This is a genomic window from Pseudomonas sp. FP198, from assembly GCF_030687895.1.
In the GTDB taxonomy this organism is placed as follows: Bacteria; Pseudomonadota; Gammaproteobacteria; order Pseudomonadales; family Pseudomonadaceae; genus Aquipseudomonas.
Map to the genome: position 1 here is coordinate 1,877,382 of NZ_CP117452.1, position 16,816 is coordinate 1,894,197.

The 16,816-nt window shown below is 64.1% G+C and carries 4 protein-coding genes and 1 pseudogene; 3 read left to right on the plus strand and 2 right to left on the minus strand.

Features of this window, described 5'->3' with window-relative positions:
- Positions 1–79 precede the first annotated feature (79 nt).
- Positions 80–622, minus strand: a complete 543-nt coding sequence (locus PSH78_RS08825; protein ID WP_305499825.1) for an exonuclease domain-containing protein — start codon at positions 620–622, stop codon at positions 80–82.
- 320 nt (positions 623–942) lie between these two features.
- On the opposite strand from PSH78_RS08825, the gene PSH78_RS08830 reads away from it, so the two are divergent.
- Together PSH78_RS08830 and PSH78_RS08835 are read left to right on the plus strand one after the other, a co-directional pair.
- Positions 943–1,719 (plus strand): ABC transporter substrate-binding protein, encoded by a 777-nt coding sequence (locus PSH78_RS08830; RefSeq protein ID WP_305499827.1) that lies wholly within the window; start codon positions 943–945, stop codon positions 1,717–1,719.
- Positions 1,720–1,787: 68 nt separating this feature from the next.
- Positions 1,788–2,801: a GNAT family N-acetyltransferase gene (locus PSH78_RS08835; RefSeq protein WP_305499829.1), complete on the plus strand. Its 1,014-nt coding sequence runs from the start codon at positions 1,788–1,790 to the stop codon at positions 2,799–2,801.
- Between the two features lie 104 nt (positions 2,802–2,905).
- Here PSH78_RS08835 and PSH78_RS08840 read toward each other — a convergent pair whose 3' ends face one another.
- Positions 2,906–3,454, minus strand: a complete 549-nt coding sequence (locus tag PSH78_RS08840) for an RNA polymerase factor sigma-70 (protein WP_025212663.1) — start codon at positions 3,452–3,454, stop codon at positions 2,906–2,908.
- 281 nt (positions 3,455–3,735) lie between these two features.
- Here PSH78_RS08840 and PSH78_RS08845 point away from each other — a divergent pair.
- Positions 3,736–16,723 (plus strand): annotated as a pseudogene (locus PSH78_RS08845) (non-ribosomal peptide synthetase).
- Positions 16,724–16,816: the final 93 nt, after the last annotated feature.

Sequence of the window (16,816 nt, forward strand, 5' to 3'; positions counted from 1 at the left end):
CCTCGAGAAAGGGCTGAAAAAGGCCGGCCAGTATGCACAAGGCCACAACAGTCGTCATCTGTCGCGCCTGGCAGGGCGCTCAGCCGGTCAGCACCAGCGGCAACAATCGCGCCGTATTACGGGCGTCCTCCAATGCACGGTGTTGTTGGCCGCAGAACTGCAGGCCGGCCAGTTGCAACGCCGCATTGAGCCCCAGCGGTCGCTCCAGCCGACGGGCCTTGGCAAAGCGCTGCTTGAGATTCATGTGCGGTACCTGGCCGAGCGCGCTGTGCAAGTGCTGGCCTTGCCATTCCTGCAGCAATTGCTTGCGGTCGTAGTCCCCCCAACTGACCCAGCCTTCGAGGTTCGCTCGATAGGGCGCCAGCCAGTGTTCGAATGCCGGCCAGACCTCGGTCAGCGGTGCGGCGCCGTCAATATTGGCCTGGCTGATATGCGTCAGCGTGCGACAGAAAGAGGTCAGCAACGGGCGCCTCAGCGGCCGTACAAAGCGCTGGAAATGATCCACCTCGCGCCCATCCCGATTCACCAGGGTGGCGCCGATTTCGATGATTTCCATTTCGGTAACCGGCCAGCCACCTTCGTCGGTGGTGGCTTCCAGATCAATCACCAGCCAGTAAGGCATTGCAAGGTTCCCGGTATCGGCGTGCAGATGGGTTTGAGCGTAGTCAAACCCGAAGCATCCGCCTAGTCCCTGATGACGCGCGAGCGACCAGACCGGCCTGATGGAGGTTGTCCTGCATGGAAGATGGCTGTTCGCTGTCCGAGCGCTTGCTTGGTTGCCTTGGCCAGCTTAAATTGCCCCGCGCGACGAATGAAAGAAGAACAATGATCGAGCCGCTGTTTTAAATTGATCGCGCGGCTGGCTAAGCGGCTGAAACCGCCTAGCGTGAAGAGTGATGGGGACTTTGGGGAGTGGTTATCTTGACGTGTTCGCCGATGGGGATGACCTCACGTACCTTGCTGGCCGTCCTGGCCATGTTCTTGACCGTGTCAGTTGAAGCTGCACAAGTGGTCCGGATCGGCGCGGCGCATTTCCCGCCCTATACCGTTCGTCCCGAAAACGGCGCCGACACCGGTCTGTTACCGCAATTGGTGGAAGCCTTGAACCGGTCACAGGCCGATTATGAATTCGTGCTGGTACCTACTTCGATTCCGCGTCGGTTCAACGATTTCAAGCAGGGCCGGGTCGACATGGCGATTTTCGAAAATCCCGACTGGGGTTGGCAGGATGTGCCCCATACTCCGGTAGACATGGGCCTGGAGGATGCGGAGATATTCGTCGCCCAACGGCAGCCGGATCGCCAGCAGAGCTATTTCGCCGATCTCAGGGGCAAGCGCCTGGCCCTGTTCAGCGGTTATCACTATGCCTTTGCCGAATTCAACGCCGACCCCAAGTTCCTCATCGGCCAATACAACGCCACGTTGACCTATTCCCACGACAGCAACCTGCAAATGGTACTGCGCACCCGCGCGGACATTGCCTTGGTGACCCGTTCCTACCTCAGCGATTACGTGTTGCGCAATCCGCAAGTGGCCTCGCAGTTGCTGGTATCCGAACGCATCGACCAGATTTACCATCATTACGCACTGATCCGGCCCCAGGCGCCCATTTCCCCCCAAGCGTTCGCCCAGATGTTGCAGAAGTTGCGGGACGACGGCCAGTTGCTGAAAATCTTCCAGCCCTACCGGATCGAGCTGGTGCCGACCCACGCTCATTGAAAGCGGACCTTAAATTTATCTGCCTGGCTCACGTCACACGTTGACCACCGACGAAAACGTGAGCCCCCATGTCCAACCTCAATCAGCCGACGATATTGCCCTTGCCCGGCGGGCGCAGCCTGGGTGCCGATGAAACCGAACGCCACCTGAGCCTGATGCTCGAAGGCGCGCCGCTGATCCGCCTGCGCCTGGAGCGCGGCCCCCAGTTGCACGTGCATTTGCAGGAAAGCAACGACCGGCCGGTTGGCCCGGCACTCTGGGCGGCCTGCTATTGGCTGCTTGCCAGGGATCCCGAATGTCAGCGCCTGGTCTGGCACCTCAATGAGCGTCCCGGTGAGGCCCTGCTCAGCGGCTTGCTGACGGGCGGGGAGCACAGCGACGAATACATCTGCGAACGCACGCTGTTCTGGCAACTGCCGCAGCCCTGGCTGGGAGAGTCGTTCAGCGGCAGTTATCCGCAACAGATGATTATCACCGACGGCAAGCGCCATCCACGTCGCCGGATCAAGCCGCGCGGCGAGGTGTATCGCCGTTTCGACGCGCGGCTGGGGGCCTGGGTGTCTTTGCGCACGCTTGAAATCGAGCAAGACCTGACGCGATTCAACCGCTGGCAGAACAGCCCCAGGGTGGCGAGCTTCTGGCAGGAGGAGGGCAGCCTGGAACAGCACCGCGAGTACTTGACCAGGCTTGAGCATGACCCTCGGGTCTTGACCTTGATCGGTTGTTTCGATGAGCAGCCATTCGCCTACTTCGAAGCCTATTGGGCCAAGGAGGATCGAATCGCACCGTTTTATGACGCTCACGCCTATGACCGCGGCATTCACATGCTGGTGGGCGAAGAGCAGCATCGAGGTCCGCACAAGGTCGCAAGCTGGCTATCGGCACTGGTGCATTACCTGTTTCTCGACGATCCGCGTACCCAGCGCGTGGTGGCCGAGCCTCGGGCCGACAATGCGAGGATGATCGGGCATCTGCATAACCAGTGTTTTCACTGTGAAAAGGAATTCGATTTCCCGCACAAGCGCGCGGCGCTGATGATCCTGGGGCGCGAGCGGTTTTTTGACCGGTGCTCGTTGGTGTAGGGCTTCAAGGCCCCATCGCGAGCAAGCTCGCTCCCACAGAATTCATGATAAGAATTGTGGGAGCGAGCCTGCTCGCGATGGGGACAGCAGACCCATTGCGGATTTCACCGCCGGGCGAACGTATCCCCACGCACCCCTGACACCTTGCGGCAATGCACCAGGGCGTCGCGGATCATGAAGTTCACCAGTGTCGGCGAGACGCCCAGTTCCTTGGCGATGTCTTTCTGCGGTACGCCGTGCAGGCGGTACATCTCGAAGGCGTAACGGGTTCGGCTGGGCAGCTCGGTCAGCGCGTCGGCAATGTGCTCGAGGGTGGAAAAGTTGATATGCGACGTTTCTGGCGAAGCACCCTGGATCACCACGTTCAACCCTTCTTCTTCCGGCCCCGAATATTTCTGTTCCAACGCCTGTTTGCGGTAGTGGTCGATCGCCAGGTTGCGCACGATCTGGAACAGGTAGCTGAGTTGAGCCTTGAAGGACGAGGTGATCTGGGGCGCCGATTGCAACCGGAAAAACGCATCCTGGACCACGTCTTCCGCGCGGGAGCGGCAACCGGTGATACGCGCTGCGATCTTGACCAGGATCATCCGGTTGTCGACGAAGGCCTGGAGTAGCGGTGAGTCGCACCTGCTTGTGGATACTTGTTCCGTCATGGAATTCACCTTACTGCAAATAGTTAGCGGGACGACCCGTGCATCGGATCCGTCCTACATGTCGAGCGCCAAATTAGGCTTAATGATAATCGTTGTCAATTGAGAAGAAGAATTATTGATAAGCGGAAGTCCAGCCTGGAAAGTGCGACCCGTTGCCGCGGCGCGTCGCCGTTCGATGATCATTCGGGCGAGGGGGAGGCAGGCCTGCGACTAATTATTTGCCGGTGTAATCCGTTCCCAAGGGTGACCACTTGCAAGCCGAATCCAGGCAGGAACCCCACATGACCGACGCGTTCGAACTCCCCAGCACCCTGGCCCATGCCCTCCAGCGCCGCGCCGCGTTGACGCCGGACCGGGTGGCCTTGCGCTTTCTTGCCGACACCCCGCAGCAGGGCGTCGTGTTGAGTTATCGCGACCTGGACTTGCGCGCCCGGACCATCGCCGCCGCTTTGCAGGCCGAGGCGGAACTGGGTGATCGAGCCGTACTGCTATTCCCCAGCGGCCCGGATTACGTCGCGGCGTTTTTCGGTTGCCTGTACGCCGGCGTGATCGCCGTTCCGGCCTACCCACCCGAGTCCACCCGCCGCCACCATCAGGAGCGTCTGCTGTCGATCATCGCCGACGCCCAGCCGCGGCTGTTGCTGACCAGCAGTGAGGTGCGCGACACGCTGCAGGCCATCGAATCGGCGCCGCCGGTACTCTGCGTCGATACCCTCGATCCGGCCCACGCCGGTCAATGGCGGGCGCCGAACCTGCAAGACGATGACATCGCCTTCCTGCAATACACCTCCGGCTCCACTGCGTTGCCCAAGGGCGTGCAGGTGAGCCACGGCAACCTGGTGGCCAACGAAGCGCTGATCCGGCATGGCTTCGGCATAGACGTGAATCCCGACGACGTCATTGTCAGCTGGCTGCCGCTGTATCACGACATGGGCCTGATCGGCGGTTTGCTGCAACCGATCTTCAGCGGGGTGCCCTGCGTGCTGATGTCGCCGGCGTATTTCCTCGCCCGACCGTTGCGTTGGCTGGAAGCGATCAGCGAGTACGGCGGCACCATCAGTGGCGGCCCGGATTTCGCCTACCGGCTGTGCAGCGAGCGGGTCAGTGAGTCGGCCCTGGAGCGCCTCGACTTGAGCCATTGGCGCGTGGCCTATTCCGGCTCCGAACCGATTCGCCTCGACAGCCTGGAGCGCTTCGCCGAAAAGTTTGCCTCGTGCGGCTTCACGCCGGACAGTTTCATGGCTTCCTATGGCTTGGCCGAAGCCACCCTGTTCGTCGCCGGCACGCCGCGTGGCCGAGGTATCCCCGCGATGCGAATGGATGACGCGGCATTGGCGCAAAACCGCGCTGAGCCGGGGCAGGGCAACGCAGTGATGAGTTGCGGCGTGAGCCAGCCGGACCACGCGGTACTGATCGTCGAGCCCGCCACGCTACAGCCGCTGGCCGCCAATCAGGTCGGCGAAGTCTGGGCCGCCGGGCCGAGCATCGCCCATGGTTACTGGCGCAACCCCGAGGCCAGCGCCAAAACATTTGTGCAGCATGGCGGCCGCACCTGGCTGCGCACCGGCGACCTTGGCTTTGTGCGCGAAGGCGAGCTGTTCATCACGGGGCGCCTGAAGGATTTGCTCATCGTGCGCGGGCATAACCTTTATCCACAGGACATCGAGCAAGCCGTAGAACGCGAAGTCGAGGTGGTGCGCAAGGGGCGGGTCGCTGCATTCGCGGTCGACAACGGCGGCGAAGAGGGGATCGGGATTGCCGCGGAAATCAGCCGCAGTGTGCAGAAAATCCTCCCGGCCGAGGCCTTGATCAAAGCGATTCGCCAGGCCGTGGCCGATGCTTGCCAGCAAGCCCCGAGCGTGGTGGTGCTGCTCAATCCGGGAGCGTTGCCAAAGACTTCGAGCGGCAAGCTGCAGCGTTCGGCCTGCCGGGCACGACTGGCTGACGGCAGCCTCGACAGTTATGCGCTGTTTCCCTCGGTCGAGGTGGAGCAAACCCATGCGGCGGGCGCTTCATCGAAGCTGCAAACGCTGATTGGCCAGATCTGGTGCGAACAGTTACAGGTCGACCAGGTCCAGGGCGACGATCATTTCTTCCTGCTGGGCGGCAATTCCATCGCCGCCACCCAAGTCGTTGCGCGGCTGAGCGAAACCCTCGGCCTGGAGCTCAACCTGCGCCTGCTTTTCGAAGCCCCAACGCTCGGCGCTTTTGCCGCGGCGGTGGGTAACCTGCAGCAGGACGGCGGCCAGGCCCAGGGCGCCATCAGCCGGTTGCCACGCCACGAGCCGCTGGTGCAATCGTTGGCGCAAAACCGCTTGTGGCTGACCTGGCAGCTGGATCCGGCAAGCCGCGCCTACAACATTCCCGGCGCCATCCGCCTGCGCGGCGAGCTGGACGAAAACGCCTTGCGCGCGAGCTTCGAGCAACTGATCGAGCGCCATGAATCCCTGCGCACGCGGTTCCTGGAGCGCGATGGGGTGGCCTTGCAGCAAGTCGATCCGGCCGGCGAGTTCAATCTCCAGGTGATCGATCTTTGCGACGTGCCCGCTGACCAGCGGGAAGCGCGGGCGCGGCAGATCCGCGAAGACGAAGCCGCCACGCAGTTCGATCTGGAAAAGGGCCCGCTGCTGTGGGTCACCTTGTTGCGCCTGGATCAGGACGACCATCAACTGTTGGTGACGATGCACCACATCATCGCCGATGGCTGGTCGATGAACGTCCTGATCGAGGAGTTCTCACGCCTCTACGCCGCAGCGTCCCAGGGGCAGGTCGCCGAGTTGGCGCCGTTGCCGTTGCACTACGCCGACTACGGCAGTTGGCAGCGCCAATGGCTCGGGCAAGGTGAAGCTGAGCGCCAGCTGGCTTATTGGAAACAGCAACTGGGCGATGAGCATCCGACCCTGGCGCTGAGCACCGATCATTCGCGTAGCGCCCTGCATCAGCGCAGCGCTGCGCGCCACAGTCTGCGTCTGGACAAGGACCTCGGTGACGCCCTGCGCCAGACGGCCCAGGCCCATGACGCCACGCCGTTCATGTTCTTGCTTGCGGCATTCCAGGCGTTGCTGCAACGCTACACCGGCCAGTCCGATATCCGCATCGGCGTGCCCAACGCCAACCGCCCGCGCCGGGAAACCCAAGGCCTGATCGGCTTCTTCATCAACACCCAGGTGCTGCGCGCGCAAATCGATTCGCGCCAGCCATTCGCCGCGCTGCTGGCCCAGGCCCGGGAAGCCACGCTGGGCGCCCAGGCGCATCAGGACCTGCCTTTCGAACAACTGTTGGAAGCGTACCCACAGGCGCGGGAACAAGGTCTGTTCCAGGTCATGTTCAACCATCAGCAGCGCGACCTCGGCGCGTTGCGGCGCCTGCCGGGGTTGTTGGCCGATGAGTTGCCGTGGCACAGCCGCGAAGCCAAGTTCGACTTGCAGTTGCATAGCGAAGAGGACCGCAACGGGCGGCTGACGCTGTCGTTCGATTACGCTGACGAGCTGTTCGAGGCGACGACTATCGCCCGCTTGGCCGAACATTTTTGCAGCCTGCTTCGGTCGGTTTGCAGCAACCCGCAACAGGGCGATCGGCGACGTGCAGCTGTTGAGCGGCGCTGAATCCGCGCAACAGCTGCCATGGGGCTCGGCGCCTTGCGAGCCGGCCAGCCAGTGGCTGCCGGAACTGCTCAACGAACAGGCCCGCCGCACCCCGCAACGTACCGCGTTGCAGTGGGACGGTGGTGCGCTGGACTATGCCGAGCTGCACACCCAGGCCAATCGCCTGGCCCATTACCTGCGGGACAAAGGCGTCGGCCCGGACGTCTGCGTGGCGATTGCCGCCGAGCGCTCGCCGCAGTTGCTGATCGGCGTGTTGGCGATCATCAAGGCCGGTGGCGCCTATGTGCCGCTGGATGTCGATTATCCGGCCGAGCGCCTGGCCTACATGTTAGGTGACAGCGGCGTCGATCTGCTGCTGACCCAAACCGCCTTGCTGGACCGCTTGCCGGCCTGCGCAGGCGTCAGCGTCATCGCCATGGACGCCCTGCATCTGGAGCAGTGGCCGAGCAATCCGCCTGGGCTGCATTTGCATGGCGAGCATCTGGCGTACGTGATCTACACCTCCGGTTCGACCGGTCAGCCGAAGGGCGTCGGCAACACCCATGCCGCCCTGGCCGAGCGCCTGCAATGGATGCAGGCCGCCTATGGGCTGGATGAAAGCGACGTGCTCATGCAAAAGGCGCCGATCAGTTTCGACGTGTCGGTGTGGGAATGCTTCTGGCCGCTGATCAACGGCTGCCAACTGGTATTGGCCGGCCCCGGCGAGCACCGCGACCCGCACCGCATCGCGCAGTTGGTCGAGCGGTTTGGCGTGACCACGCTGCATTTTGTACCGCCGCTGCTCAGCCTGTTCCTCGAGGAGCCGTTGAGCGCCCGTTGCACGAGCTTGCGGCAGATCTTTTCCGGCGGCGAAGCGTTGCCGGCCGAGTTGCGCAACCGGGTGCTGGCGCAGCTCCCAGCGGCGCAACTGCACAACCGCTACGGCCCGACCGAAACCGCTATCAACGTTACGCACTGGCACTGCAGCGAAGCCGACGGCGAGCGCTCGCCGATCGGTCGTCCGCTGGCCAATGTGCTCTGCCGCATCCTTGACAGTGAGCTCAATCCAGTGCCGGTCGGTGTGCCGGGTGAGTTGTGCATCGGTGGCCTCGGCCTGGCCCGGGGTTACCTGGGACGGCCGGGGCTGACGGCCGAGCGGTTTGTCGCCGACCCGCTGGGTTCGGCCGGGGCGCGCCTGTACCGCACCGGCGACCGGGCGCGTTGGGACGCCGACGGCGTCATCGAATACCTCGGCCGCCTCGACCAGCAGGTCAAGCTGCGTGGTTTCCGGGTCGAGCCGCAGGAAATCGAAGCGCGACTGCTCGCCCAGCAGGGCGTCGCCCAAGCGGCGGTGCTGGTGCGTGACACGGCGGCCGGTGCGCAATTGATCGGCTACTACACCGCGGTCGATGTCGATGAAGATGAAACCGTCCAGGCTGCTCGCCTGAAAAAGGCCCTCGTCGCCGAATTGCCCGATTACATGGTGCCCGCGCAATTGCTGCGCCTGGACGTCATGCCCCTGAGCCCGAGCGGCAAGCTCGACCGTCGCGCCTTGCCCGAGCCGCAGTGGCAAGTGCGTGAGCACGTCGAGCCGGTCAGCGCCCTTGAACAGCGGGTCGCCGGCATCTGGCGCGACGTGCTGGGTCTGGAGCGCGTTGGCTTGCGCGACGACTTTTTCGCCTTGGGCGGCCATTCGTTGCTGGCGACCCAGATCATTTCCCGCACCCGCCAGGCCTGCGATGTCGAGCTACCGCTGCGTGCGTTGTTCGAGGCCAGTGAGCTGGGCGCCTTCGCTGAGCAGGTGCGGTTGATTCAGGTAAGCGGCCAGACCAACCGTCAGCCGCCGATCGAGAAAGTCGACCGCAGCCAACCGGTGCCGCTGTCCTATTCCCAACAGCGGATGTGGTTCCTCTGGCAAATGGAGCCGGACAGCCCGGCCTACAACGTCGGCGGCATGGCGCGGTTGCGCGGGGTGCTGGATGTCGGGCGCTTTGAAGCGGCGTTGCAGGCCCTGATCCTGCGCCACGAAACCCTGCGCACAACGTTCCCGAGCATCGATGGCGTGCCTCGCCAACAGGTGCACGGCGAGACGGGGCTGCGCATGGGCTGGAAGGATTTCTCGATGCTCGACGCCGACATGCGCCAGCAACGGGTCCGGCAACTGGCCGACAGCGAGGCCCACGAACCCTTCGACCTGGAAACCGGGCCGCTGCTGCGGGCCTGCCTGGTCAAGACCGCCGAGCATGAGCATTACTTTGTGCTGACCTTGCACCATATCGTCACCGAAGGCTGGGCGATGGACATTTTCGCCCGTGAGCTGAGCGCGCTGTATGAAGCCTTCGTCGATGATCGCGAGTCGCCGCTGGAGCCGTTGCCGGTGCAATACCTCGACTACAGCGTCTGGCAGCGCCAATGGCTGGAATCCGGCGAGCGCCAGCGTCAGCTGGACTACTGGACCGCCCAACTGGGCCGCGAACATCCCTTGCTGGAACTGCCGGCCGACCGCCCGCGTCCGCCGGTGCAAAGTCATCGTGGCGAACTGTTCCGTTTCGACCTCAGCGATGAGTTGGCCGCGCGGGTCCGTGCCTTCAATGCCGAACGTGGCCTGACCCTGTTCATGACCATGACCGCCGCCCTGGCCGTGCTGCTCTATCGCTACAGCGGCCAGACCGACCTGCGCATCGGCGCGCCAGTGGCCAACCGCATCCGCCCGGAAAGCGAAGGGCTGATCGGCGCGTTCCTCAACACCCAGGTGCTGCGTTGCCAGCTCGACGGGCAAATGTCGGTGGGCGAACTGTTCGAGCAGGTGCGCCACACCGTGATCGAAGGCCAGTCCCACCAGGACTTGCCCTTCGATCATCTGGTCGAAGCCCTGCAACCACCGCGTAGTGCCGCATACAACCCGCTGTTCCAGGTGATGTGCAACGTCCAGCGCTGGGAATTCCAACAGAGCCGCACGTTGGCCGGCATGAGCGTCGACTACCTGGTCAACGACGCCCGCGCCACCAAGTTCGACCTCAACCTGGAAGTCACCGACCTCGACCAGCGCCTGGGTTGCTGCCTGACCTATAGCACCGATCTGTTCGATGAGCCGCGCATCGCCCGCATGGCCGGGCATTGGCGCAACCTGTTGGAGGCGTTGCTGGTCGATCCGGCTCGGCGCTTGAGCGAGCTGCCGTTACTGGAGGCCGCCGAGCAGCAGCAAATGCTCGACAGTCTGGGTGTCGAGCCCGGTGAGCAGCGCCTCGATCAATGCCTCCACGTGCTGTTCGAAGAACAGGCCCGGGCGCGTCCCGACGCAGCCGCGCTGACGTTCGCCGGGCAGACCCTGAGCTATGCCGAACTCGAACGCCGCGCCAATCGTCTGGCCTGGATGCTGCGCGAGCGGGGCGTCGGGCCGCAGGTGCGGGTGGGCCTGGCGCTGGAGCGCTCGCTGGAAATGGTCATCGGCCTGCTGGCGATCCTCAAGGCCGGTGGCGCCTACGTGCCGCTGGATCCGGAATACCCGCTGGACCGCTTGCACTACATGATCGAAGACAGTGGTGTCGGTCTGCTGCTCAGCGACCGGACCCTGTTCCAGGCCCTCGGCCCATTGCCGCCGGGCGTGCAGCGCTGGTGCCTGGAGGACGACAGCGAGGCGTTGGCGCAGTATCCGGACCAGCCGCCGTCGCTGATCAATCTGCCGCAGCACCAGGCGTACCTGATCTACACCTCCGGCTCCACCGGCAAGCCCAAGGGCGTGGTCGTGTCCCACGGTGAAATCGCCATGCATTGCCAGGCGGTGATTCGCCGTTTCGGCATGCGCCCGGACGACTGCGAGCTGCATTTCTATTCGATCAATTTTGACGCGGCCACCGAGCGCCTGCTGGTGCCGTTGCTCAGCGGCGCTCACGTGGTGCTGCGCGCCCAGGGCCAGTGGGATGCTCAGGAAATCTGCGGGCTGATCCGTCAGCACCGCATCAATATTCTCGGCTTTACGCCGAGTTATGGCAGCCAGTTGGCGCAATGGCTGGCAACCCAAGGGCAAACGTTGCCGGTACGCATGTGTATCACCGGTGGCGAAGCCTTGACCGGCGAACACCTGCAACGCATCCGCGCCGCGTTCAGCCCGAGCCTGTTTTTCAACGCCTATGGTCCGACCGAGACGGTGGTGATGCCGCTGGCGAGCCTGGCGCCGGAACAACTGGAGGAGGGCGCGGGCAGCGTACCGATCGGCAGCGTGATCGGCGCCCGACGGGCCTACATTCTCGACGCAGACCTGGCGTTGGTGCCGCCAGGCGCGACGGGTGAGTTGTATGTCGGTGGCGCCGGCCTGGCCCAGGGTTATCACCAGCGTCCGGGCATGACCGCCGAGCGCTTCGTCGCCGATCCGTTTGCCGCCGATGGCGGTCGGCTGTACCGCACCGGCGACCTGGTGTGCCAGCGTGCCGACGGCCAAGTGGAGTACCTGGGACGAATCGATCATCAAGTGAAGATTCGCGGTTTCCGCATCGAATTGGGGGAAATCGAAAACCGCCTGCTGGAGCACGATGCCGTGCGCGAAGCGGTGGTACTGGCCCTCGACATGCCGGGCGGCAAGCAGTTGGCCGCTTATCTTGCCAGCGACATCGCCGAGCAGGACGCCACGGCGCAAGCAGCCCTGCGCGACGTGCTGAAGCAGCACCTCAAGACGCAACTGCCGGAGTACATGGTGCCGACTCACCTGATCCTGCTGGCGAGCATGCCGCTGACCGCCAACGGTAAACTCGATCGCCGCGCCTTGCCGATGCCCGATCCGGAGCTCAATCGCCAGCAGTACGTGGCGCCGAGCAATGCCCTGGAGCAAGCGCTGGCAGCGATCTGGTGCGACGTGCTGAACGTCAGACAGGTTGGCCTCAACGACAACTTCTTCGAGCTGGGCGGCGATTCGATCCTGTCGATCCAGGTCGTCAGCCGTGCCCGGCAGCAGGGCATTCATTTCACGCCGCGAGATCTGTTCCAGCACCAGACCGTGCAGGCCCTGGCCGCCATCGCCACCCGCAGCGAGCAGGTGAGTGTCGAGCAGGGACTGTTGAGCGGTGAGTCGGGGCTTACGCCGATCCAGCACTGGTTCTTCGCCAGCGAGATACCCAACCGTCATCACTGGAACCAGGCGTTGCTGCTGGAGCCGACCACGCGTCTCGAACCACAGCTCCTGGAGCAGGCGTTGCAGGCTGTTTTCCAGCAGCATGATGCCTTGCGCCTTGGCTTCGCCAATACCACCGGGCATTGGCGCGCCGAGCACCAGCCCTTGTTCGATGGGACGTTGCTGCAGCATCTTTCGGTGGAATCCGCGCAAGCCTGCGAAGCGCTGTTTGCCCAGGCGCAGCTTGGCTTCCAGCTGGCGAGCGGACCGTTGCTGCGCGCCGTGCTGGCGGACTTGCCGGACGGTCGGCAGCGCCTGCTGATCGCCGTCCATCACCTGGTGGTGGACGGGGTTTCATGGCGGGTGTTGATGGACGATCTGCAGACGGCTTACCGCCAATCTGCCGGCGGGCAGACGCTGCGGTTACCGGCCAAGACCAGCCCGTTGCGTGACTGGGCTGCGCGGTTGCAGGCCTACGCCGGCAGCGAATCCCTGCGCGAGGAATTGAACTGGTGGCGCGACCAACTGAGCGGGCCGGACGTTACGCTGCCTTGCGCGAACCCTGACGGCGGGCGGCAGGAGCGACACGCCGCAAGCGTCAGCGTGCGCCTGGACGCCGAGCGCACCCGGCAACTGTTGCAGCAGGCACCGAGCGCCTATCGCACCCAGGTCAACGACCTGCTGCTCACGGCGCTTGCCCGCGTGCTGTGCCGCCAAGGCAATCAGCAATCGGCGCTGATCCAGCTCGAGGGCCATGGCCGCGAGGCGCTGTTTGATGACGTCGACCTGACGCGCACCGTGGGCTGGTTCACCAGTGTCTATCCGCTGCGCCTGAGCCCGGCGGCCGATGATGTCGGCGCGTCGATCAAAGCCATCAAGGAGCAACTGCGCGCGGTGCCCCACAAGGGCCTCGGCTACGGCGTGCTGCGTTATCTGGCGGACGCCGGCACACGCCAGGCGATGGCCGGTTTGCCGCAAGCGCCGATCACTTTTAATTACCTCGGTCAGCTTGACCATACGCTCGGCCAGGACGCGTTGTTCCAACCGCTGGATGCGCCACTTGGCGCCATTCACGACCCTGATGCGCCACTGCCGAACGAGTTGAGTGTCGACGGCCAGGTCAGCGGCGGCGAACTGCTGTTGCGCTGGACCTTCAGCGCCGAGCGGCATGACCGTGAAAGCATCGTCGCGTTGGCCGAGGCCTATCTCGGCGAGTTGCAGCGGCTGATCGAACATTGCCTGGCGGACGAGGCGGGCGGCCTGACGCCGTCGGATTTCCCGCTGGCAAAACTGACCCAGGCGCAGTTGGACAACCTGCCGGTGCCGGCCGGGCAGATCGAGGATGTCTACCCGCTGACGCCGATGCAGGAAGGCATGTTGCTGCACACCCTGCTCGAACCGGGCACGGGCCTGTACTACATGCAGGACCGCTACCGCATCAACAGCGAGCTGGACCCGCAGCGTTTCGCCCAGGCCTGGCAGGCGGTGATTGCCCGCCACGAAGCCTTGCGCGCTTCGTTCTGCTGGAACGTCGGCGAAGACATGCTGCAGATCATCCACAAGCCCGGGCGCACGCCGGTGGAATACCTCGACTGGCTGCACGTGCCTGAGAACGATCAGGAGCCCAAGCTCCAGGCGCTGCTCAAGCGCGAGCGCGAGGCCGGTTTCGATCTGCTCAACGAGGCACCGTTTCACCTGCGATTGATCCGGGTCGGCGCGGCGCGCTACTGGTTCATGATGAGCAACCACCACATCCTGATCGATGCATGGTGCCGTTCGCTGCTGATGGATGATTTCTTCGAGATATACACCGCCCTCGGTGAACATCGCGAGCCCCGGCTGGCGGTGCCGCCGCGTTATCGCGACTACATCGGCTGGTTGCAACGCCAGGGGCTGGCCGAGGCGCGGCAATGGTGGAAGCAGAACCTGCAGGGCTTCGAGCGGACCACGCCGATCCCCGCCGATCGCCCGTTCCTGCGCGAACACGCCGGTGACAGTGGCGGCATGGTCGTCGGTGACTGCTACACCCGGCTCGACGCTCGGGACGGCGCACGGCTGCGAGAACTGGCCCAGGCCCATCAACTGACCGTGAACACGTTCGCCCAGGCCGCGTGGGCCCTGGTATTGCGCCGGGTCAGCGGCGATCGGGACGTACTCTTCGGCGTCACCGTGGCCGGGCGCCCGGTGGAGTTGCCGCAGATGCAACGCACCGTGGGCTTGTTCATCAACAGCGTCGCTCTGCGGGTGCAGATCCCGGGCGATGACCAGCGTTGCAGCGTGCGTCAGTGGCTCAACGGCTTGCTGGACAGCAACATGCAATTGCGCGAATACGAATACCTGCCGCTGGTGAGCATCCAGGAAGTCAGCGAACTGCCCAAGGGCCAGCCGCTGTTCGACAGCCTCTTCGTGTTCGAGAACGCACCGGTGGAAGTCTCGGTGCTGGATCGTGCCCAGAGTCTCAACGCCACCTCGGACTCGGGCCGCACCCACACCAACTTCCCGCTGACGGCGGTCTGTTATCCGGGCGATGACCTGGGGCTGCACCTGTCTTACGACCAGCGCTATTTCGATGAGTCCACCGTCCAGGGGCTGCTGGGCGAGTTCAAGCGATTGCTGCTGGCCTTGATGGAAGGTTTCCACGGTGACGTGGCCGAGCTGCCGCTGATTGGCAGCGCGGAACAGGACTTCCTGATCCAAGGCTGCAATCAGAGCGAGCGCGCCTATCCGCTGGAGCGCAGTTACGTCGAGCTGTTCGAGGCCCAGGTGGCGGCCCATCCACGACGCATCGCCGCGAGTTGCCTGGAGGACCGCTGCACGTACACCGAGCTGAACGAGCGCAGCAATCGCCTCGGCCACGCGTTGGTCGCCGCTGGCGTCGGGCTCGATCAGCCGGTGGCGCTGCTGGCTGAACGCGATCTCGACCTGTTGGGCATGATCATCGGCAGCTTCAAGGCCGGCGGCGGTTACCTGCCGCTTGATCCGGGCCTGCCGAGCCAGCGCCTGAGCCGTATCATCGAACTGAGCCGCACGCCGTTGCTGGTCTGCACCCAGGCCTGTCATGAACAGGCGCTGGCCTTGCTGGAAGAGTTCGCCTGCGCCGGCCGGCCAAGGCTGCTGGTCTGGGAAACCGTTCAGGCCAGCGCTGTGTCGCGGGACAATCCGCGCCTCTACAGCGGGCCGGACAACCTGGCCTACGTGATCTACACCTCCGGTTCCACCGGCTTGCCCAAAGGCGTCATGGTGCAACAGCGGGGCATGCTCAATAATCAGCTCAGCAAGGTGCCATACCTGGCGCTGGACGAGACGGATGTGATTGCCCAGACGGCGTCGCAGAGCTTCGACATTTCCGTTTGGCAGTTCCTTGCCGCACCGTTGTTCGGTGCTCGGGTGGACATCGTGCCCAATGCCATCGCCCACGACCCGCAAGGGCTGCTGGAGCACGTAAAACGCCAGGGCATCAGCGTGCTGGAGAGCGTGCCATCGTTGATCCAGGGCATGCTCGCCGAGGAACGCATCGGCTTGGATGGCCTGCGCTGGATGCTTCCGACCGGCGAGGCAATGCCGCCGGAACTGGCCCATCAATGGTTGTTGCGTTATCCGGACATCGGCCTGGTGAATGCCTACGGTCCGGCCGAATGTTCCGATGACGTGGCGTTCTTCCGGGTCGACCTGGCTTCGACGCGCGGCAGCTACCTGCCCATCGGCATGCCGACCGACAATAACCGCCTCTACTTGCTCGACGGTGCGCTGGAACTGGTGCCGTTGGGCGCGGTGGGCGAGTTGTGCGTCGCCGGCACCGGCGTCGGACGCGGTTATGTCGGCGATCCGCTGCGCACTGCGCCGGTGTTCGTGCCCGATCCGTTCGGGGCGCCGGGCGACCGGCTGTACCGCACCGGCGACCTGGCGCGCCGCCGCAGCGATGGGGTGCTGGAATATGTCGGGCGCATCGACCACCAGGTGAAGATTCGCGGCTACCGCATCGAACTGGGGGAAATCGAAGCGCGGCTGCATGAACAGCCCGAAGTCCGCGATGCGGCAGTGGGCGTGCAGGAAGGCGCCAACGGCAGGCATCTGGTGGGTTATCTGGTCGCCGCCGACGCGACGCTGAACCCGACCGAGCGCCTGGATCGCATCAAGCAGCGCCTGCGCAGCGAGTTGCCGGAATACATGGTGCCGCTGCACTGGCTGTGGCTCGACCGCTTGCCCCTGAACGCCAACGGCAAGCTCGATCGCAAGGCCTTGCCGGCCCTGGAGATAGGCCAGTTGCAAAGCCAGGATTACCAGGCCCCGGCCAACGAGCTGGAACAGACCCTGGCGGACATCTGGGCCGAGGTGCTGAAGGTCGAACGGGTGGGCGTACGCGACAACTTCTTCGAGCTGGGCGGACACTCATTGCTGGCCACACAGATCGCCTCGCGCGTGCAAAAAGCCTTGCAGCGCAACGTGCCGCTCAGGGCCATGTTCGAGTGCAGCACGGTGCAGGAACTGGCCGAGTACATTGCAGGGATGGAGGCCAGTGAAATCACTGGGGAGAAAGTCGATCGACTGAATGATTTGATGGCGGAACTGGAAGGAATGTAGTTTTGCGGCGTCTATGAACACGCCATCGCGAGCAAGCTCGCTCCCACAGGGTTTGTGGACGACACAAATCCCCTGTGGGAGCGAGCTTGCTCG

Bases quoted from the DNA above. Each gene is read 5' to 3' on its own strand.
- PSH78_RS08825 (WP_305499825.1), bottom strand. From the start codon at position 622: ATGCCTTACTGGCTGGTGATTGATCTGGAAGCCACCACCGACGAAGGT.
- PSH78_RS08840 (WP_025212663.1), bottom strand. From the start codon at position 3,454: ATGACGGAACAAGTATCCACAAGCAGGTGCGACTCACCGCTACTCCAG.
- PSH78_RS08830 (WP_305499827.1), top strand. From the start codon at position 943: ATGACCTCACGTACCTTGCTGGCCGTCCTGGCCATGTTCTTGACCGTG.
- PSH78_RS08835 (WP_305499829.1), top strand. From the start codon at position 1,788: ATGTCCAACCTCAATCAGCCGACGATATTGCCCTTGCCCGGCGGGCGC.